Here is a 19,833-nt window from a genome sequence, read left to right as displayed (position 1 = left end):
ATAGATTACTATTCCTATCCTGGTGTGTAAGCAGTGATGCTTATGTGCCGGGATTTTTTTGCGTTAAAAAAGATTAGCGTAAAAGTGCAACCGGCGGCCGGAATTCTCTACTATATAGGTAAGAGGATGCCAAAGGAGATACAGCAGATGGAAGATCAGGGAATCATTCAGCTATACTTGCAGCGCTCACAGCAGGCCATCGCCGAGACCCGGAGCAAATACGGCGCGTATTGCCGGGCGATCGCCAGGAATATTGTCGCCAGCCCCTCTGATATGGAAGAGTGTGAGAACGACACCTATCTGGCCGCGTGGAATGCTATTCCGCCTAACCAGCCCCGCAGGCTAAAGGTATTTCTGGGGCGGATCACCCGCAATATCGCGCTCGATAAGCATAGGTATAATACGGCCAAGAAGCGGAGCCGCCAGTTCGAGGTGATTCTGGAGGAGCTGGAGGACTGCCTGCCTGCGGCGGAGACGGTAGAAACGGAGCATGCCGCAGGGGAAACCGCCCAGTTGATCAATGAATTCCTGTACGGGCTGGAGGAGGGGACACGAAATTTATTCATCAGGCGATATTGGTATGCGGATTCGATAGAAGCCATCGCTGGCAGGTTCGGTATGAGCAGCAGTAAGGTGAAGTCGAGCCTATTCAGGACCCGGAACAAGCTTAGAGTTCATTTAGACCAGGGAGGCGTTCACCTATGAAGCGGGAGGACTTGTATAAGGAGATCGGGCAGATTGACGAGGAGCTGATTGCGGCGGCTGAACACAGCGGAGTAAGGGGCAGGGGCAGCAGACACAGGTTCTCCAAAAGATGGATCGCCGTAGTCGCCTGTCTGGTCGTGTACAGCTCAACTTCTACAGTGCTGCTCGCCACAGAATACACCAGAAATAAAACGGAGGAGCCCTACATCCGTTATCTGACAGCGGAGGATATGGAGCTGGCACCTCCTGCTCAATATGAGGCGGACAAATTCCTTCAGGCGTTAGCCAGCGGGAATGATGGTAAGGTATATATTGCGGTGAACCGGCTGGTGGAGAGCTTCAATGATCCCAAGGCGCGGGAGCTGGCGCTTCAGAAGCTGCAGCCCTTCTTGACGAGTGATTCCGCAAAGATCGCGGAGTCGGCTGCTTTTGCCACGGATATCCTGTCCAAAAGCTACCAGAGTCCCTATCTCTACAAAATGGCTGACGGGAGCATCGTGTTTGCCTTATTCAACAATTATTCAGATTACGGTACCCAGAATGTACTCTGGCGCATACAAGATGATGTGCTTGAACCGTATTTCAGCTTCGCGGCCCCTTCGATGTACATTAAGGAGATCCTCCCGTCCCCGGACCGTAAGCTCCTTGCGGTGGTGACCAGCTCTAACAAGAGTGAATTTGTGCAGATCCTGAATGTGGAGAAGGGGACGGTCAGCCCGGAGCTGGCAGAGTCGGCGAGGATCAGGTATGGCGCGCAGCGCAAGCTGGATACTTGGACGCGCAGTGATCATGAGAATTACAGTTATGTGAACCATCTTGTGTGGCAGAATAACGAGACCTTGGCGTTTGGGGGTTCTCTGGCCTACAACGACACAGCGGTTATCGAGAATGTTAGCGTGACGTACCGGTTCAGGGATAGAATGATGGAGGTACGGCCCGTGAAGTAGTGAGTTTGCTCTACACGAATATAGCTGCGAATGGATAATACATCCGTCCGCGGCTTTTTTGATGTTTTGGGGTCCCCGCAAAGTACCTGAGTCATCATCGAAGCTAAAGCCCCACTTTGTGGGGTTATTTTACTGTGCGGTGGAGAGAATTTAAGAAAATTTTAATCTTTACCCGACTTGTTCTTAAATAGTTGCGCCTATTCTTGAGTACAGGGAGGGAGCAACTTGAAGAATTGGGCCCGTAAGGATTCATCGGTGGCTTGGTTATTTCTGGCACCCAGTCTCATCGGGTTTGCCTTGTTTTATCTGATTCCGTTTGGCATGGGCGTGTTCTATTCTTTCATGGACCGTGCGGTGGACGGGCAGTATGTGGGCCTGCATCAGTACCGGGAGCTGATCGCGGGCGACTCCTTCCGCAAGGCGGCTTTCAATACCTTCTACTTCAGCCTGGTGAGTGTTCCGCTGCTGATCGTGCTGTCGCTGGGACTCGCGCTGCTGCTCCATAAGAAGCTGTATTTTCAGAAATGGCTAAGGACGGCTTACGTTCTCCCGCTCGTCGTTCCTGTCGCTTCCATCATCCTGGTCTGGCAGATCCTGTTCGACTGGAACGGGGCGCTGAATGCTTGGCTGAGCGGCTTCGGCCTGGCAAGGGTGGACTGGATGAAGACGGAGGCCGCGCGGAATGTAATTATGATGATGTATGTGTGGAAAAACATCGGGTACAACGTGATCCTGTTCCTGGCCGGACTGCAGCAGATCCCGAAGGATTATTACGAGACCGCCCAGATTGAAGGGGCCGGCCGTTTCAGGCAGTTCCGGAGCATTACGCTGGTCTACTTAACCTCTACGATGTTTTTTGTAGTCATGATGTCGATCATTAACTCTTTCAAGGTATTCCGGGAGACGTATCTGCTGGCCGGGCCGTATCCGCATGACAGTATCTATATGCTGCAGCATTTTATGAACAATATGTTCCTGTCCCTGGACCTCCCGAAGATGACAGCGGCATCTACCCTGATGGTCGGCGGCATTCTGATCCTTGTTCTCGGGCTGTTCGCCATGGAACGCCGGTATCGTCGAAATATGGAATAGAGGTGGAGAGATTGTGCCAGTGGATAAAGTCTTACCCAAGCTAATATTAACCGTCATTATGGGAGTGGTTGCCCTGCTGATGCTGTTCCCGATTGGGGTCACGCTCATCAATTCGTTCATGAGTAGCCGCGAGATAGGGATCAATTACGGTCCGGTCGGACAAATGAACACGGTCATAGAGGGCAGGAGCGATCCGTTCGCCAATCTGAAATGGCTGCCCGATCAGGTCTCTCTGGAGCAGTACGGCAAGGTGCTGCTGGAGAGCCCGATGTACCTGTCGATGTTCTGGAATTCGGTGTTCCTGGTGGTGCCCATCATTGCCGGACAGACGCTTATAGCTGCGTTGGCAGCTTACGCATTCTCCAAGCTGAGATTTCGGGGCCGGGAGCTCCTGTTTCTGGTCTATGTCCTGACGATGCTGATGCCCTTTCAGGTAACCCTGGTGCCCAACTACATCATGGCTGACCGGCTGGGGCTGCTGAATAGCCCGGGGGCCATTATCCTGCCTGGCATTTTTGCGGCCTTCGGTGTGTTCATGCTCAGGCAGTTCATGCTGGATATTCCGTATGCCTATATCGAAGCGGCCAAGATGGATGGAGCCGGACATTTACGGATTTTTTATACCCTTATTGTTCCCATGGTTCAGCCGGGTCTGGCCGCGCTTACGATTCTCTTATTCGTCGATTACTGGAATATGGTGGAGCAGCCGCTGATTTTCCTGGATGATCCGCTGCGTCAGCCCCTATCCGTCTACTTATCGAATGTCAGCAGTGAGAAGGGGCTTGCATTTGCTGCTTCGGTCATCTATATGGCCCCGATGGTGCTGATCTTCCTGTATGCGGAGACGTATTTCATTGAGGGCATTCAGTTATCCGGGATCAAGGGCTAGGGCTCGCATATGAGGGACTTATGAGGATAGGAGGAGAACGGGGAAATGGAGATTACAGGAGTGCCCGCAGACCACAGGCGGAAAAAAAACATTAAAAGGGCCTTCCTGTTGCTGCTGGGCGTGTTACTCTTCTTCACCTTCTTCAGCAATACGCTGCAGTCGTTGACCTTGCCCAAGGTAACGACGATCACGCCGCAGAGCAAGAGCCTTGAATTCACGCTGGAGGGCAGCGGGGTGCTGCGGCCCGTGAATGAAGTGAAGCTCCAGAATGGAAGCGGCTGGAAGCCACGGGAGGTGCTTGTGCAGGAGGGAGAGCGGGTGAAGAAGGGGCAGAGGCTGATCGTCTATGACAGCCAGTCTGCTGAAGCCGGGCTGCAGGATGAAATCGCGCTGCTGGATCAGCAAAAGCTAGGGCAGCAGACACTTCAAGATCAGTTCATTCAGACGTATGCGGAAGGGGATGAGCTCCAGATTCGCAAGGCCCGGCGCGAGATTGAAGCAGGCAAGCAGGAGCAGGCCAGACAGGCGCGTAAAATCGCCGAGATGAGAGAGAGGTTAACTGCGGAGCAGCAGCTTAAGGCACCCTTCGACGGGATTGTGACCCGGTTGAATGCCCTTCCGGGGATACCGTCATCGGGCGAGCCGGATCTGGTGCTGTCGAGCAGCCGAGAGGGATTTCAATTCGATTTCACAGCGGACGCGGGGATATTATCCAGCCTGGGAATTACCTTGGGGGAGAAGCTTGAGGTGGAGGTTCATTCTACTGAGGGGCCATCGGCCCGGATATTGCCGGGAAAGATTGCAGAGATCAAGAGCGCTGAGGCGCGTGCCGGAAGTCCGGCCAGTGAGGATACCAGCAGGGCGGAGGACATCGCACAGAAGACGGTCTTCATTGTAATGAATGAGGGTTCGCTTCAGGGGGGTGAGCAGGTTCAGTTCCAGATGAAGAAGCCGTCCCTTCAGGAGGGTGTGGTGGTACCGACTAAGGCCATCCATCAGACGGGCGGGCGCAGCTTTGTCTATACCATCGAGGAGCAGCGGGGGGCACTGGGCAATACGTTTGTCGCCCGTGAGGTTCAGATCCGCTCCAGTATCACGAACGGCCCGGACAGCATGATTCAGACGGATAACCTGTATGGGGACGAGAAGATTATTCTGGAGAGCAGTGAGCCCTTGCAGGACGGGAACCGCGTACGTCTGCAATAGTTTTCGGATTACTCATACTATACGAACAATTACTTGGAGGTAGTGAAGGATGAAGATGAATAAGAGAATGGGCTGGCTGGGGATGAGCCTTGCTTTTACAACGGTGATGACAGCATGCAGTTCGGGGAGCAGTGCAGAAGCTCCAAGCACCGGGGGAAAGACGGTTGTTACGTTATCGGTTCAGCAGGATAGTGAGTTCTACCGAGCGGTAGAGCAGAAGTTTGAACAGGCTTATCCGGATATCGATTTGCAGATTCAGGCGTATAAGGGGATCAGCGAGAAGATGGAGGGTCCGGATTATGAGAAGTATCAGAAAACCGCCGGTACGGCATTGCTCTCAGGCAAAGGAGCCGATATTTATGAAACGGGCAGTCTGCCCGCCAGTGATTACGTGAGCAAGAAGCTATTCCTTGATATGGATGATTACCTCAAGCAGTCCAAGACACTGAAGCAGGAAGACCTGCAAATGAATGTGCTGAATGCCCTGAAGGTGAACGGGGGCACCTATATCATTCCGTCCGGGTTCAGCCTGAGAGCGTTCCTTGGAGACGGGGATGTACTTAAGCAAGCGGAGATCAACGATAAGAGCTGGACTTGGCAGGAATGGAAGAAAATCTCCAAATCGCTGATTGCGTCCGAACAGCAGGCGGGGTCCGCACACCGCTACGCGCTTCCGAATAATCCGCCGGATATGCTGCTTCAGGAGATGGTGGTCGACGGCTATAACCAGTTCGTAGACGTAGCTGGACGCAAGGCCAAGTTTGACTCCCCTGCCTTCATCTTTATGATGCGGGAGATTAACGAGATGTATCAGGAGAAATTGATGACCACCGAGCCGGTGGAGACCGAGAATCAATTGTTCTATTCTGCCGTTATACAGGGCCCGGCGGATTTCATCAACGTTCCGTATACCAATTTCGCCAATCCGAAGCTGCTGTATAAGCCGCATAGCGGAAACTCCGGGGCCATGAGAATTATTCCGAGCTATACGTTTGCGATACAGGCCAAATCGCCGGTTGCCGCACAAGCCTGGACGTTCATGGAGTTCCTGCTCTCTGATGAAGTTCAGTCCCTGCAGAGCAGAGAAGGCTTCTCTCTGCTCCGATCGCTTAATGACAAGCAGTTCAGTGAGCTTCAGCAGCAGGTGAAGAGCGGGACGTATAAGCTCCCGGACGGCAAGCTTGCAAGTGTTCCTGAGGAACAATTCAAGGTGTTCCAAGACATGATGGATACAGCGGATAACTTCGCCATGATGGATGTGAAGATTCTGAACATCATCGGCGGGGAAGCAAACGCGTTCTTCAGCGGACAGAAGACGGCAGAGGATGTGGCCAAGCTGATTCAGAACAAGGCGACTACGTACCTTAACGAATAGATCAAGGCCTGGGAGGTCCTGGTATGAAGCGAACCACGATTCTAATCGCAGAGGACGAGAAGGAGATTGCCGACCTGATTGCCCTGCACCTGCAGAAGGAAGGGTATCACTGCATCAAGGTGCCTGACGGCCGGGCAGCGGTGCAGGCTATTCAGTCACAGTCCGTTGATCTGGCGATTCTGGATATTATGATGCCGGAGCTGGACGGATACGAGGTTACCCGCCAGGTCCGGGTGAAGCATAACCTGCCGATTATCTTTTTAAGCGCGAAGACCTCAGATTTCGATAAGATTACCGGCCTTGTGATGGGAGCGGATGATTATATGATCAAGCCCTTCAACCCTATGGAGCTGCTGGCCCGTGTCAATTCCCAGCTGCGGCGTTCCCTGCAGTTCAGCCAGCCTCCGGCTGCCCATCAGGCCCCGGTGCTGGAGTCGGGCGGGCTTGTGATATCCCCTGACCGGCATACAGTTACGCTATACGGGAAGGCGATCGACCTCACGCCCAAGGAATTCGACATTCTCTATCTGCTGGCCAGCCACTCTAAGCAGGTGTTCAGCGCCGAGAATATTTTTCAGCAGGTGTGGGGTGAAGCGTACTATGAATCCGGCAATACCGTGATGGTGCATATCCGTACGCTGCGCAGGAAGCTGGGTGAGGACCAGAATAAGGACCGCTTCATCCGGACCATCTGGGGCGTCGGGTACACGTTCAATGAATAAGCGGGCCCGGGGCTTCCGAGCCAGATTAGTCCAGTTGCTGGGGGCAAGCATGCTGCTCTCAGCCGGTCTGACCTATGGGATCTTCAAGCTGCTTCAGCTCTACTACTCCGGGGTGAAGTGGGAGGACCCGGAAGCGGAAGTGCGCCGGTTCATCTATAGGCTCGGGGACTTCAACGTATCTCTGATGCTGTTCATTCCGCTCATGCTGATCTTCTTCTTCAAGTTCACCAAGCCTTATATCCGCTATCTTAACGAGATCTCCAGCGGGATTCATCATCTGGCCAACGGGGAATTTCAGAATCAGGTGAAGATTGCCTCAAGGGATGAGTTCAGCGCGATTGCCGAGGATCTGAATGCGGCAGGGGCTAAGCTGCTGGCAGCGGTGCAACGCGGCGATTTCGCCGAGAGCAGCAAGGATCAGCTGGTCGTCAATCTGGCCCATGATCTGCGTACGCCGCTCACCTCTGTGCTCGGCTATCTGGATCTGATCCTTAAGGAGGAGAAGCTGCCGATGGAGACAATCAGACACTACGCAACCATTGCTTTCACCAAATCCCAGCGGCTGGAGAAGCTGATCGACGGACTGTTCGAGATCACCAAGATGAACTATGGCACACTGCCTATGGTGAAGACGCACCTGGATATCGGGGAATTGCTCCGTCAATTGAACGAGGAGCTATATCCGGTATTTGAGCGGAACGGCCTGACCTCCCGGCTGAAAATTACCCCCGGCTTAAACGTCAATGGGGATGGGGATCTGCTGGTACGGGTCTTAGGGAATCTGCTGACCAATGCCGCCCGCTATGGGCAGGAAGGCGTGTATGTGGATATTAACAGCCGCCTTGATTCAGGTGTAGTAGCGGTTGAGGTGATCAACTACGGGAATCCCATTCCGCCGGAGGAGCAGGCGCATATCTTCGAGATGTATTATTCCGGGGACCGGGCGCGGACTCATCAGGATGGCGGCACGGGTCTGGGTCTGTTCATTGCGCGTAACATCGTAGAGCAGCATGAGGGGACTCTGTCTGTGGAGAGTAACGAGATATGGACAAGATTCGAGATGCGGCTGCCGCAAGTGTAAGCGAAGTTAAGGGAGGAGAGAATCAGAATTATGTATCATTCCAAGCGAAAATATGCTGCTGCCATGCTAAGCCTGGCGGTTCTCAGCCAGTCCATTGCCTTCGGAGCCTATACGGCTGCCGCCGGATCTTCAGCGGGAACAACGGCCGCCGCCGCCTTACCCACTCTGGAGGGACTGGGGGCGGTCTCCTTGAAAAGCGGCGTGAGTGTGAAGCTGCTGAATGCTGCGCTACAGCCTCAGGAGAGCGGGAATATACTCACGTACACCTTGAATTACTATAACGGCACGGGCAGCAATGTAAGCCTGATCGATTATTTCTCCAAGGTCACTACTTCAAGCGGTGCTGTAATTCAAGGCAAGCCGGTAACAGGCAGTGCTGCGGTCAAGTCCATTCCGGCTAACAGCAGTCAACCGGTTACGTACTACGTCAATGCGGGGAAGGCTGCCAAAATAAACGGAGTCCGCATCGCCCTGTTCGGCTGGGATTTCAGCCAGGCGAGCTATCAGAAGAAGCTGGGAACGTTCACGATTCCCGGCTCCTACTCTACAGTGACCCCCAGGGGCCAGAGCAAGAAGCTGACCCTGGGAGAGCTGCCGGTGACCGGCAAGGCGGAGAGCCTGCATATCTATAAGATGGACGGGAAGGTATATGCCCGGGTTGGAGTCAGCTTCATCAACTCGGGAGCCAAGGTACTTAAGGATACGGGCCTGAAGGGATACCTTGTATCGCCGGGAGGCTCTAGGTTCGAACTGAAGGCGGACAAGGCGGACACCCCGATCCAGCCCAAGGAGAAAAGAATCCTCTACTACCTGGCGGACCTTCCTTCTTATACAAAACTGGACAATATGTCCCTGCAATTCGTTCAGGAGGACGATGTGCTGCAAATGAAGCTGCCGGTTGCCGAATATAAGCTGCCTGCGGCGGAATCGCCTAACTTTAATGTACCTGTGAACGCCGTGAAACGGCTCAAGGTCAATAACAGCATGATTGATACCCAATTAGCCAGCGCGGCGGTCTATGCGGAGGATAATCTGGCGAAATGGAGCCTGAAATTCCGCGTGCGCAACGCGGGCAATCAGGCAGTGACGCTTCCGGCGTACCCGTTCAATCTGACTACGGACGAAGGCTACAGCTACCCGGTCAGCAATACAGCCCTGACGGGCCTTATCTTGAAGCCGCTGGAGGAGCAGACCGTAGAACTCAGCGCCGAGCTGCCCCTGAAGCTCAAGCAGGGTATGCTCCGGCTGCAGATGACCGAGCCGGCGGAAGCGGACCGGATTGCCTTCCCGGCAGCGATCTTTCAGATTCCGTATTCCTTGCAGCCGGATCATCTGCTGGCTACGGAATACCCTGTGCAGAACCCTCTGGGAACCTTCGTAGTCAAGCTCGAAGCGGTGGAACGTCTGCCGTGGTCGGACCAGGATCAGGTAGTAACTAAGGTGAGCCTGCGCAATACAGGTGCAACCACGGTGCAGCTCCCGGCGCTTACAGCGCTGCTGAAGGCGGGGGATAAGGACATCAGCGGCAGTGCGCAGCTTGTGATCGACGGCTCTGCAACTCATCTGGCTCCCCGGGAAACAGCCGTGCTGTATATCGCAGGCAACCTTCCCTATGCCTATAATCTCACGAAGCTGAAGATCATTCTTCAGTATCCTTCGGGGGAGGCCAAAGCGAATTTCCTGACACTGTTCACCAGCCAAGTGGAGAATACCCTGAGAACGGCGGCTGCCGGGGAGCCCCTCCATATAGGGCTGAGCGGTAAGAAGGCAGAGATACTGGAGAGACAGACCCGGGTCTATCCGGGGACAGATTCCAAGCTAATCTATACGGAGCTGACGATGACGAACGAGGAATTGCGCAGAACCCCGCCCGCGCAGCTGGTGGGCTATTACAGAACCCCGGATCAGCAGTATTTCGAAGCGGTGATCAGCCAGCCGGAGACAGCCCTGAATCCTCAAGAGAAAAGTCTCGTCACCGTCTGGAGTAAGCTTCCGCCGGAGATCAATGCTTCAGAGCTGACCTTCTTTCTTGGGGAAGGGATTGCCGAAGGCAAGCTTACAGCACCCGGGGCAGCGCCGACTGCTTATATTAATACCATGGGACTGGCGCTTAACGCCACGAATCCGGCCCCGCAGCCGTCTCTTCAGAAGCTGGAGCTGTTCCCGTTCTCGCTGTCCGTCACCCAGGCTACAGCCGTGATGCTTGAGGACCGGGAGTCTATCGAGGCGAAGCTAAGCTACCGCTTAACCCGCAGCGGGCTGTACGTAGCCGGACTCAATGAGCATAAGCTGGTAGCCGAGCTGATCGATCCGTTCGGCCAGCCTTCGGAGAAGCTTCTCTCCTTGGGCGAGGAAGTGACAGGTGCCGGGTTAACGGATAGCTTATCCTTTAGCCTGAACAATCGGGCGTACAAAGCCCTCTCCAGCGCCACGGTGCGGGTGAACATCTATGACGAGTTCCAGGGCAAGCGGATGCTGCTGGGCAGCGAGACGTATCCTGTGGTGTATGAACGGGCTGCGCCGAAGAAAGGGGAGGGGGAGTGATAGGGTAGCAGATGATGAAACAGGCCGCTTTCCGGGGAGGGAAGGCGGCCTGTTTTTCTTATATTGGATTGGATGACTTCCGTCTTCTGAGATAGATCCACATTATGAACACGACTGTTAGTGCAATTAGAGCGCTTATCAAAATAGGTCTTAGTAAGTGATTACTATCATCAGTATTGTATGCAGAAGCAACAGTTCCCGAACCATCTTTGGCGTCCTCTGAGGAATTGTTTTGTAAGGATTGCAGTACATCTATTAAATGCTCCGGTGGTTGAGGTTCTGAATTGCTGCTTAATCCTTTTGATTCTGTTGATGAGGCCTGCTGTGGGGCAATAATGAGCTCCTGATTATCTTTTTTGAAAGCAGCGATATATTCGTCCCGCTCACGGATAAGGGTAGGCTCGCTCACATTTCCCTCAGTTTGCAGAGCTTGAATAGCATAAGCCAAGGTCTCAGGATTTCCCCCGAACTCGTTAACCTGATAAGAACCGTTTGAATCTTTTTGAATAACCATCTTGGATTTGGGTACCCCATTCGACAAAATAAGAAATTCCCAGGATTCCTGAGGAGTAACTGTTTCAAGTAGACTGTCAGAAGCTTCCATCAATTTTGCGCCATCAATAAAATGAATCTGCATTCCTTCACCGACAGTAATTTCACCAATCTCTGTATCATTGGCATAACCGTATCCCTCGGGGTCTTTAGACAACCCTTCTTTAATTAAACTCAAGCCCTCTGTATTTGCAAAAGAAACCACATCTTCTGCAACGCCTTGGGCCTGTATAGGTGAGAGTAAATGTATAAGTAACAAAAATGAGGCAACACTTGCCAGGAATATCTTTTTCCTCATGCAAATCCCTCCTTAAATATATTTGTTGAAGCCATGAAGTCCCCATGACACCCCAAAACAAGCCTCTAGAATACTTCTAGGGCTTGTTTCGGGTGCATTAAATTACGCTACGCTCTAACCAGCCGCCCAAACATCCAGTTCAATCTTCAATTCAGGCAGTCCCAAGCCCTGGATATAAGCAACCGTCATGGATGGCGGCGTTGGGCCGAACACGTTGTTCCAGATGGAATAGAAATGATCCCAATCGATTTCCTCCGTGGCCCAGATGTTGATTTTAATCACATGATCCGGGGTTAGTCCTTGAGAGGACAGAATATCAACAATATTGCCCATCGTATTGGTTACCTGCTGGTTGAATTCTGCGGGGATATTATTGTCCTGATCGATCCCGATTTGGCCGGAAAAGACATACATTTCAGCATCTCTGCTGATCTTCGTCACATGGCTGTAGCTTCCAACCGGTTGGGCTATATTCTCGGGATTATATCTTTGAATGACATTGTTATTTAAGTTCATAATAGTAAGTCTCCTTTTAAATTCGCTGTTTTTGTTCGCTCTAGACTATTCTGGACAGACCTATCCCGTCTGAATGGATTCTAGAAAAAAACAGCAGTGGAATACCCGATTCCAGCAGACAGATATTGAATAGACCTCTTCTTCATCAGGTAATCCCTCCTAAGTATTTTAAAATTTAACTTACAGTAAAAAGGATAACACATGCTACGGAAAAACAAAAATACATGGCATGAAGGGGTCCGGGGGCTGAGAAATAAGTTAAATTTTCCCTGTGTCGTAATACTTTCGCCCTGTTGGCCTGCCGGACCGTGTGTGATGATGGAACCATCAAACGGCTGCACGTTGGCCGGGAGATCATCTTCAGGCTATTGCAGTCCTTCCTTCTACTCAAATTGGATGAATTAGGGCCGCAGCTCTCCTGAAGTATACTTATGATGCTTATCCGGAGAGGAGGCGTCCAGGCTATTGTATTCCTTCCTTCTACCCATGGACTGAAACCAAGTAGGGATACAGCTCTCCTGGACACTTTTACTATGAGAATGAACCGAATCTACCTGCGCAGAGCAGGCAAAATCATGCTGAAACACACCCCTGACACAGAGGGCATTAAGCGGCTCCCAAAAGGGTATCTGGCTGCTGCCCTCCGTAATCTGCAGGGGCTTGGATATACTCTGTCTCCTGCCTTATTCCGGGCGGTCCAGAAGCTGACCCGTGAGGATTTCGAGCAGCTGTATTATCCGCTGATTGCGGATGTGAAACGGATGATTGGCGCGCATGTGAATTACGCACCGGTGTATCCGGGCTTCCCGGAGCAGGTGATGCAGGAGGACGAGGCGGAGCTGTATTTCAATGCAATGTACCATTACTACACCTGGGAGCTTCCAGATGTTGAGACTGCGCAGCGAACGCCCCTTGAGGATCAAGTGAAGCTGAAGGCCATTGACCTGGGGAGCATCACAGAGTTCCGGACCCTAATCCGCCAGCTGATGGAGGCCAAGGGCTCGATCTCGGCAGAGGATCAGAAGGACATTGACGCTGTGATTGCGAATACAGCCAACGAAGAGCTGGATGAACTCCTGCCGCCGGAGATTCCGTTCAAGGAGAATGCCGGATATGTGGCGGCGTCGCTGCTTAAGCATGATAAGGCAGACGTGGCGCGAATAAGCCCTTACTTCAAGACGGCAACCGATGTGCTGCGGCTGGCGGTGGCCTGGTCGGAAGGCGATGTCAGTCTGGCGGCGCCTACCCGCTTTCGCAAGTTCAAGCGCCGCGAACGCAGGCTGCTGCTGGGACTACTGGAGCGGTGTCAGACGATCACGGAGGATATGCTGAGATATAAGGAGCGCTGGATTCGCCTTGGCGAGATTCTGCATCCTTCGGAGTATAAGCTACGGTATAAGCGCTGTGAGGAGGCTTTTGATATCCTGCGCAACAACAAAGCCTTCACGACCTTTAACGGAAGTGTGGAGCTTGCCCTTCAGTATCACCAGATGTGGACGGCACTGGATCTGCTGGCGCAGCGTCCGGGTGAATTCGCCCGAAGATTGGCCCAGCTGCTGCGGATGACCCGGGAGCCGGAGTTTGTGGTGATGGCCTTCGGAGAAGTAGCCAATCAGGTATCGACCCCGGTGCTGCTGCAGGTGAAGAACCATTTCGCCCGCCAGCGGGAGGGGCAGGAGCTGAGGGTCTTTTTTCCCAAAGGGATGATAGCCAAAGCCTGGGCGGTCCCGAATACACAGCCGGAACTGGATGAAGGGTCCTGCCGTGAGATTGTGGACCTCTGTGAGCAGACGCTGATTGCGCGCTTCTCTGTGCAGCCCTCCTTGGGTAAGGTATATATTGACGAGCGACTTAAAGATTATCATGTGCCGTTCTCCCAGCGGTCGGCCAGCAAAGCGCTGCATACGCTTGTACGGGGCAGCCGGATTCCGATGGCCGAAGGGAATACAATCCGTTTCTTCTGCTGGTGGAAGGAAGGGGAGGTGGACGGTACACCTACAGGCCGTGTAGATATTGACCTGTCCGCTGTGCTGTATGACCACAACTGGCAGTACATGGAGCATATCTCGTATACGAATCTGCGTTCCGCACAATATCAGGCAGCCCATAGCGGAGATATTGTAACGGCGCCCTACGGGGCCAGTGAGTTCATCGACCTGCATATTCCTTCTATGGTCGAGTACGGCGGACGATATGTGGTGGCTACGCTCCATTCCTTCACAGGACAGCCGTACTGCAATCTGCCGGAGTGCTTCACCGGGTGGATGATGCGGAAGAAGCCCCGGTCCGGTGAAATCTATGAGCCGGCTACGGTGTCCAATAAGATAGATGTCACCGCAGATACCCAAATTGCCATTCCTGTGATATTGGATCTGGTGGAGCGGACTGTGATCTGGACAGACCTGTCCCTGACCAGAGATCCGTTCCATGTGAATAACGTGGAGGGGAACCAGAAGGGGATGGTAATCATCGGCAAGGCGATGACCTCCTTGAAGAAGCCCGATCTGTATGATCTATTCACGCTGCATGCCAAGGCCCGCGGTCAGCTGGCCGTGTCACCACAGCAGGCGGATACCGTATTCTCGGTAGAGCAGGGCGTGACTCCATACCACATCGAGCAGATTATGGCCGAATATGTGGTGTGAGCGGAGCGGTTACCTTATTTGTGCAAAAGAAAAGGGAGTCTCAGCCATTACATGGCTGGGACCCCTTTTTGAAATATAAGAATTTATATGTTTCACGCTATACATTATCCTTCTATTTCTCGCTGAAACGGTACCGTCTTTTAAAAGGACGGCAAAGCCGTTTCTACTTGTCTAGCTGCCAGTCTGTTCAGTTGGTGAATTCACCGCTACTTGATCTCAATCCCGTACCAGCCCTCTGTCAATGCGGACAGCTTGTATGGGACAGGCTCTGCTGCATATGCCTGCTCAACCATGCGCTGACTAGCGCCATACACAATATGATAGGTGGGGCCATGCTCCCCTTCCCAGTCGAAGACGAACCGCAGGAGATCCTCCCCATCCTGCCTGCTATAGCGCACGAAGTTCAGCGTATCCTTGGACAACGCAGCTAGCTGCCGGATCTTGTCTTGCAAGCCTGCGTTTGTACCCTCGAAGAACATAGGGGCAGCCGCATTTCCATTATTGGAATAGATGAAGGTATTCCCGATAGTGCGCCCCTTATCCAGGCTGTCCATCAGCAGCAGGGTCTCCGTCTTCACAGTATCGAACATCCCGCGGTGCTCCTGGAATAGATTATAGTGCGCCCTGGAGGGATCGTACCGGATGATGAAGCCTACCGCTGCAAGCATCAGTATAAGGGTTATGCCAAGAAGGACCCGTGTCCTGCGACTCAATAGCTTCACCTGCCTGATCTACTTAGAATTAGTTCATGGAGCCGCTGAAGGGCAGCTCGTAATCAATCGTGGTAATGAACGGTACATATTTGCCGTTGAACCGTTCGTAGTGCTGGAGGGTGAACCAGTCCACAAATCCCGGATTGTTGATCTCATCGTCAGCATCCAGGCCGAAATGGTCATAGAAATGGAACACCAGCTTGCCGCTGAACTGACCTCCGTTGTTCTTGAAATCCTTAATGGTAATATTATGACCATGGAAGGCGTGGATGGCCAGAGACAAGGCCAGATTGGTCTTCTCCGTAAATACCGGATACGGACTGGCCGGGAATTGATTCACGTAATTGTTCACCACATTCCGGCTTCCGTTCGGGTCAAATCTCAGTCTGGACAGATCACCGTGATTGCTGCGCAGCTCCTGCACCACGAAATTCCGGATTAATTGTACATAATTCTGGGTGCTGGCGTCAGTGATGACGGCATTGTCCAGCTGGCTGTTGTGATACTTGATATATTTGCTGGTATCGAAGGTGTCGCCAAGGGCTACCGTGGCTCCTTCATTAATGGTCTTGCTGTATTTGAATGTTGAGATCAGATCGCCAAGAACGAACTTCATATCATCCGTTGCCCCTATCTTGCCGACAGCGAACAGAACGGCCATTTCGCCCCAGATCATGGACTCGGGCGTAATCCTGGCCACCGAGAATACCGGACCCAGCTTAAGCAATTCACCATACGTGTAGTCATTGAACGTCAGGTCATCGGAGACAGGAGAGGTTCCCGGCGCGGCAGTCTTTAGAATGCCTTCCCGGTGATTCGATTGAAGGATGAGCGCCTCACTTGCATCTGAAATCAGTCTTCGGCTGTCCACGGCATCGTTCAATCCGTCACCGTCCGTATCGGCCAGATTGGGATTGGAGTACAAATAGGCGTAGACCTTGTCGCCGGATTTGGTAATGCGGATCTCCTGCCCGTCCTTAAGCCCGTCGTTATCGCTGTCGGCATCCAGATAATTCAACCTGATGGCCGCACCGCCAGTACCGACACGCAATCTTCCGGCCTGCATTTCCTTCTCATGATAATCACTGATGCCATCCTGGTCGGTATCCTTGTACAGGTCGGAAGTCTCGGCAATCGTATCGAAAATTCCGTACAACTGGCTGGCATTGCTGGCGTGATAATAGCTGCCGCCGGTGCCTTGGGCCATGCTGTTCAGCACACTGGTCGAAATACTGCTGCCCAGGCCCACCGTATAAATGATGATGCCCTGATCGGCAGCCCGCTTGGTCAGTGCGGTGTCATAAGAGCCTTCCCCGTCAGTTAGCATAATAATGTACTTCAGGACATCTGCTCTCCCGCCGGCTGCGAACAGATTAAGCGCACTGGAAATCCCGCTGCTCAGCGTCGTTCCGCCGTACGCATCAATCCGTCCCGCAGCCTGACTCAGCATCGCCTTGTCTGAAGTGAAGCCGGATAATACTGTAGCATAGTCGTCAAAATCAACCACAGCCCCGCGGTCACTGTCCGTCAGCAGATCAACAAACTGCCGGGTGACGCTGATTCTCACATTGCTCCGGTCATTATCTGACATACTGCCCGAGGAATCAATGACGAAGGCAATATCCATCCCCGAATAATGCTCCTGCCCTTCATCAAACAGGAACTTATACTGCCAGACCTGTTCATATACCGTCTTGTTCAGCAGAATGTACCTGGAGAAATGAGCCGTCTCTGCCGAGACCACATTCCCCGCTACCTGCTGATCCGGCAGCTCCTCGAACAGCTGCGCTTCCTCATTGTAATAGTAGATCCGCGGCACAAAGTCTGCCTGATTCCATAAGCTCTGATCAAACTCAAAGGAAATGGTTGCCTTCTCAAAGCTTCCGTCAATGGAGAAATTATAACCTTGGTCAATATATCCGGGAATGGTTGTATCATTAAGAATGCCGTCCTGAACCGGCTGGACAGACAAGCTGTCTACCTGCTCCGCCGTGATCCCTTCAACGGTCACACTTGGAACGGCCTTGGCGCCGGTCACTTCTGCCTTCAATGTTCTTGCGAACTTCGTCTCAGGCACAAGCGGGTCGCTGCCAATCTGGAGTTCCCAGCCATCAGAGAGTCCGTCGCCATCGGTATCGGCCTTCAGGGGACTGGTCTTGTGCGTATGAACCTCTTCCCCGTCCTTAAGACCGTCGCCGTCACTGTCTTCGCCTATGAGGCTGGTGCCAAGCCGCAGTTCCTCCAGGTTGGTTAATCCGTCTGCGTCATAGTCTTCATCACCATCAGCAATCCCGTTCTTATCGCTATCCGGCTCAAGCGGGTTCAGCTTCAGCACGAGCAGCTCATCCCGGTCGCTTAACCCGTCGCCATCGGTATCCTTGCTGGTAGCGGAGAGGCCATAATGGTCCTCATAGTAATCGCTGATTCCGTCATTATCACTGTCCTTCTCCCGGTCAATCCCGAGGTTATCCAGATTGCTCTCGTCGAAGTTCACGATAATATACTCTTGGGTCACTTCAGTCCCGTCTTGAACTTGTGCGCGCAGCTTCAGCTGATTGTATCCGATCCCAAGCCCGATTCCTTCCGCAGACCACGCCGCACTTACAGGGATCGTCCCTTGCTGGAGGACTGCCTTATTTCGGTCTTCAATCTGATAGGTGAGGGCTGTGACGCTTGATGCCCCTCCCAGTGTTCCGGTCAGTCTGTCCATCTTGGAGGTCAGGAAGTAATAGTCTCCCTCCGGACTGGTCTGAAGCTGAAGGCCGTACGTATCCAGCTGCACGGAGACCGTCTCCGGCCCAGGGGTTTCCTGCCGGGCTGAGATCTGTGTCAGCTGATAGCCGGAAGGCCCGCTTGCCACATTCCCCGGACTCCCGGAGAAGCCGAGCACAAGGGTCTCGCCTGGCTGAATGTTGGCATTGTAGCCCGCATTATGTATAACGTAATGATTGCCGGTATGACTGGTGATGTCAGCCGTCCAGAAGCGGTCCAGCTGACCTTCATAATCGAACTCTAGCGTCCAATCCTCAATGGTGGACGGCGACAGATTCTTAATGGCAATCTCGCCGTTAAAAGCGCTGCCCCAGTCGCTGGTTACCTTAAAGCTGGGCTCGTATTGCCCGGCCGGCACGATCTGGTCCCCGCCCAGCAACTCAAACACTGCGGGCAGTTGTAACTCTCCTTCACAGGAAGCTGTGAAGCCGAAGCTCTCACTGCCGCCTACGGGAATATCCTGATTGCTTCCCGCATTTTTGATGGCATATAGGCCGTTCTCGTAGGAATCCACCCGTCCATTCCAGATATTCGTGATCTCATAGGGGGAGCTGAATCCAAGAGTCCAGTTCTCCAGCGTCCGGGTGCCTGTATTCCTGATCGTAACATCGGCGTTAAAGGCGCCTTTCCACTTAGAGGAAACCGTGTAGATTACCTCGTACCCCTCTCCTGTATAGGCCGTATGCTGCTTGCCGCCCGTGTCTTCCTGCGCCAAGGCAGGCCTGAGCTGGAGCGAAGAGAACACCAAAACCATAATGACTAATAAGATGAAGCCCCGTTTCGTACTTCTTGTCCTGAACATTGCTTGCCGTTCCTCCTCATAGGATCATTAATTGGGTGGGGAATCTGTAAGATCTTGGAGTCTATGAATCTATCATATTTGCATAAAGAGGTTTAGGCAACAACAAATGGAAGAAAAGTAGAAGAACGACAAAAAGGACCAGCCTGGGGCTGGCATGTAGGTAGAGCTAAGATGTAGACTGTATCATTGAAACCGTTAAAAGCTTCCCTGCACCGCCGTAATTCTAATATTCCGATACTCTATCTCCAGCGGTTGGTCATGCTCAATGACAACTTCAACGGGGGAGGCGATGGCCGCTTCCTCAGTCGGGAACCAGGCTCTGCCTTCCTGAACGAGCACAAATACGCCGTATTCATTGCCATAGAACGCTATAGTGTCTGATGCTCTGCCTATCTCATCCTGGATATCACTTATCCGTGACCGCAGTTCATCCAGCGAATCAACCGGCAGCCCGATTTCCTGCACCCGCAGCCAGCCGTTCTCAAGCGCAGACCTCTCATCTGAGGGCAGAATCTCCAGAATATTGCCTTGCGGGTCGCGGAAATAGAGCTGTCTGCGCTGCCAGAGCCCGGAGAAGAATTCTGTCTGCCCCTCTTCATCCTGTAATAGGGGAGTGTGGGTCTGGATCTTATCCAGGACACTGCTGAAATGCAGCTCATCTACATAGAAGGCATAGTGATAGAATACGTGCTGGAGATTATTTTCAAAAGAGATTATGCTCTCGCCTGCGCTCACCGCAAACGCTGACCCGCTCTCCTGAATAACCGGCATCTGGAGGACTTCACTGTAAAATATCTTCATATCCTCCAAGTGATTGGTGCTGAGCTTCAATTGTCTGATCTTCATGGTGGTCCTCCCTTTCTGTTCTGCACTCTGATAATGTACTGAGAGTTATCCTATTGTAACGTACAGCTTCTGAAGCTGTCGATAAGATGAGCGTGAACGGTAGGGCTGAAGCCCCTGTCCCATGGATT

Annotated in this window: 15 protein-coding genes; 10 read left to right on the top strand and 5 right to left on the bottom strand. The window is 52.8% G+C overall.

Annotated features, from left to right (window positions below; genetic code table 11):
* Window positions 1-147 precede the first annotated feature (147 nt).
* The 9 genes from MHH28_RS21665 (at window position 148) to MHH28_RS21625 (ending at window position 10,561) form a co-directional block, all read left to right on the top strand.
* Complete coding sequence (locus tag MHH28_RS21665; RefSeq protein ID WP_405105432.1) at window positions 148-705, top strand: RNA polymerase sigma factor; 558 nt, start codon at window positions 148-150, stop codon at window positions 703-705.
* Window positions 702-1,652 carry a hypothetical protein gene (locus MHH28_RS21660; protein ID WP_405105430.1) on the top strand — a complete coding sequence of 317 codons (951 nt, stop codon included), beginning with the start codon at window positions 702-704 and terminating at the stop codon, window positions 1,650-1,652. Before MHH28_RS21665 ends, MHH28_RS21660 begins: the two co-directional genes overlap by 4 nt.
* A 225-nt stretch (window positions 1,653-1,877) precedes the next feature.
* A complete protein-coding gene (locus MHH28_RS21655; RefSeq protein ID WP_036691623.1) occupies window positions 1,878-2,744 on the top strand; it encodes a carbohydrate ABC transporter permease in 867 nt (288 codons plus the stop codon).
* Window positions 2,745-2,802: 58 nt separating this feature from the next.
* Window positions 2,803-3,633, top strand: coding sequence for a carbohydrate ABC transporter permease (locus MHH28_RS21650; RefSeq protein ID WP_405117206.1), 831 nt, complete (start codon window positions 2,803-2,805; stop codon window positions 3,631-3,633).
* A 45-nt stretch (window positions 3,634-3,678) separates the two neighbouring features.
* Entirely contained in the window at window positions 3,679-4,839 is a 1,161-nt protein-coding gene (locus MHH28_RS21645; RefSeq protein ID WP_405105428.1) for an efflux RND transporter periplasmic adaptor subunit, read from the top strand.
* 49 nt (window positions 4,840-4,888) lie between these two features.
* Window positions 4,889-6,214: an ABC transporter substrate-binding protein gene (locus tag MHH28_RS21640; protein ID WP_405105426.1), complete on the top strand. Its 1,326-nt coding sequence runs from the start codon at window positions 4,889-4,891 to the stop codon at window positions 6,212-6,214.
* A 23-nt stretch (window positions 6,215-6,237) separates the two neighbouring features.
* Window positions 6,238-6,936 carry a response regulator transcription factor gene (locus tag MHH28_RS21635; protein WP_405105424.1) on the top strand — a complete coding sequence of 233 codons (699 nt, stop codon included), beginning with the start codon at window positions 6,238-6,240 and terminating at the stop codon, window positions 6,934-6,936.
* Complete coding sequence (locus MHH28_RS21630; protein WP_405105422.1) at window positions 6,929-8,017, top strand: ATP-binding protein; 1,089 nt, start codon at window positions 6,929-6,931, stop codon at window positions 8,015-8,017. Before MHH28_RS21635 ends, MHH28_RS21630 begins: the two co-directional genes overlap by 8 nt.
* 30 nt (window positions 8,018-8,047) lie before the next feature.
* On the top strand, window positions 8,048-10,561 hold the full coding sequence (locus MHH28_RS21625; protein WP_405105420.1) for a hypothetical protein: 2,514 nt from the start codon (window positions 8,048-8,050) through the stop codon (window positions 10,559-10,561).
* A gap of 58 nt (window positions 10,562-10,619) precedes the next feature.
* Here MHH28_RS21625 and MHH28_RS21620 read toward each other — a convergent pair whose 3' ends face one another.
* Together MHH28_RS21620 and MHH28_RS21615 are read right to left on the bottom strand one after the other, a co-directional pair.
* Window positions 10,620-11,411 (bottom strand): hypothetical protein, encoded by a 792-nt coding sequence (locus MHH28_RS21620; protein ID WP_405105418.1) that lies wholly within the window; start codon window positions 11,409-11,411, stop codon window positions 10,620-10,622.
* 114 nt (window positions 11,412-11,525) lie between these two features.
* A complete protein-coding gene (locus MHH28_RS21615) occupies window positions 11,526-11,927 on the bottom strand; it encodes a RidA family protein (protein ID WP_405105416.1) in 402 nt (133 codons plus the stop codon).
* Between the two features lie 533 nt (window positions 11,928-12,460).
* Here MHH28_RS21615 and MHH28_RS21610 point away from each other — a divergent pair.
* Window positions 12,461-14,572: a TerD family protein gene (locus tag MHH28_RS21610; protein ID WP_405105414.1), complete on the top strand. Its 2,112-nt coding sequence runs from the start codon at window positions 12,461-12,463 to the stop codon at window positions 14,570-14,572.
* A 206-nt stretch (window positions 14,573-14,778) separates the two neighbouring features.
* Here MHH28_RS21610 and MHH28_RS21605 read toward each other — a convergent pair whose 3' ends face one another.
* From MHH28_RS21605 to MHH28_RS21595, 3 genes are all read right to left on the bottom strand, one after another.
* Complete coding sequence (locus MHH28_RS21605; protein WP_405105412.1) at window positions 14,779-15,240, bottom strand: hypothetical protein; 462 nt, start codon at window positions 15,238-15,240, stop codon at window positions 14,779-14,781.
* A gap of 73 nt (window positions 15,241-15,313) precedes the next feature.
* Entirely contained in the window at window positions 15,314-18,859 is a 3,546-nt protein-coding gene (locus MHH28_RS21600; protein ID WP_405105410.1) for a DUF3289 family protein, read from the bottom strand.
* A gap of 195 nt (window positions 18,860-19,054) precedes the next feature.
* Window positions 19,055-19,705, bottom strand: coding sequence for a VOC family protein (locus MHH28_RS21595; RefSeq protein WP_405105408.1), 651 nt, complete (start codon window positions 19,703-19,705; stop codon window positions 19,055-19,057).
* Between the last annotated feature and the right edge of the window lie 128 nt (window positions 19,706-19,833).

Source organism: Paenibacillus sp. FSL K6-1217, from assembly GCF_045040735.1.
Classification (GTDB): Bacteria; Bacillota; Bacilli; order Paenibacillales; family Paenibacillaceae; genus Paenibacillus_AQ.
This window is presented reverse-complemented; position numbering and strand designations above follow the sequence as displayed.

What these genes read in the sequence shown, in the direction of transcription:
- MHH28_RS21635 (WP_405105424.1), top strand. Translation starts at nt 6,238, where the DNA reads ATGAAGCGAACCACGATTCTAATCGCAGAGGACGAGAAGGAGATTGCC.
- MHH28_RS21660 (WP_405105430.1), top strand. Translation starts at nt 702, where the DNA reads ATGAAGCGGGAGGACTTGTATAAGGAGATCGGGCAGATTGACGAGGAG.
- MHH28_RS21595 (WP_405105408.1), bottom strand. Translation starts at nt 19,705, where the DNA reads ATGAAGATCAGACAATTGAAGCTCAGCACCAATCACTTGGAGGATATG.
- MHH28_RS21665 (WP_405105432.1), top strand. Translation starts at nt 148, where the DNA reads ATGGAAGATCAGGGAATCATTCAGCTATACTTGCAGCGCTCACAGCAG.
- MHH28_RS21605 (WP_405105412.1), bottom strand. Translation starts at nt 15,240, where the DNA reads ATGCTTGCAGCGGTAGGCTTCATCATCCGGTACGATCCCTCCAGGGCG.
- MHH28_RS21630 (WP_405105422.1), top strand. Translation starts at nt 6,929, where the DNA reads ATGAATAAGCGGGCCCGGGGCTTCCGAGCCAGATTAGTCCAGTTGCTG.
- MHH28_RS21615 (WP_405105416.1), bottom strand. Translation starts at nt 11,927, where the DNA reads ATGAACTTAAATAACAATGTCATTCAAAGATATAATCCCGAGAATATA.
- MHH28_RS21645 (WP_405105428.1), top strand. Translation starts at nt 3,679, where the DNA reads ATGGAGATTACAGGAGTGCCCGCAGACCACAGGCGGAAAAAAAACATT.
- MHH28_RS21620 (WP_405105418.1), bottom strand. Translation starts at nt 11,411, where the DNA reads ATGAGGAAAAAGATATTCCTGGCAAGTGTTGCCTCATTTTTGTTACTT.
- MHH28_RS21650 (WP_405117206.1), top strand. Translation starts at nt 2,803, where the DNA reads ATGGGAGTGGTTGCCCTGCTGATGCTGTTCCCGATTGGGGTCACGCTC.
- MHH28_RS21640 (WP_405105426.1), top strand. Translation starts at nt 4,889, where the DNA reads ATGAAGATGAATAAGAGAATGGGCTGGCTGGGGATGAGCCTTGCTTTT.
- MHH28_RS21610 (WP_405105414.1), top strand. Translation starts at nt 12,461, where the DNA reads ATGAGAATGAACCGAATCTACCTGCGCAGAGCAGGCAAAATCATGCTG.
- MHH28_RS21600 (WP_405105410.1), bottom strand. Translation starts at nt 18,859, where the DNA reads ATGTTCAGGACAAGAAGTACGAAACGGGGCTTCATCTTATTAGTCATT.
- MHH28_RS21625 (WP_405105420.1), top strand. Translation starts at nt 8,048, where the DNA reads ATGTATCATTCCAAGCGAAAATATGCTGCTGCCATGCTAAGCCTGGCG.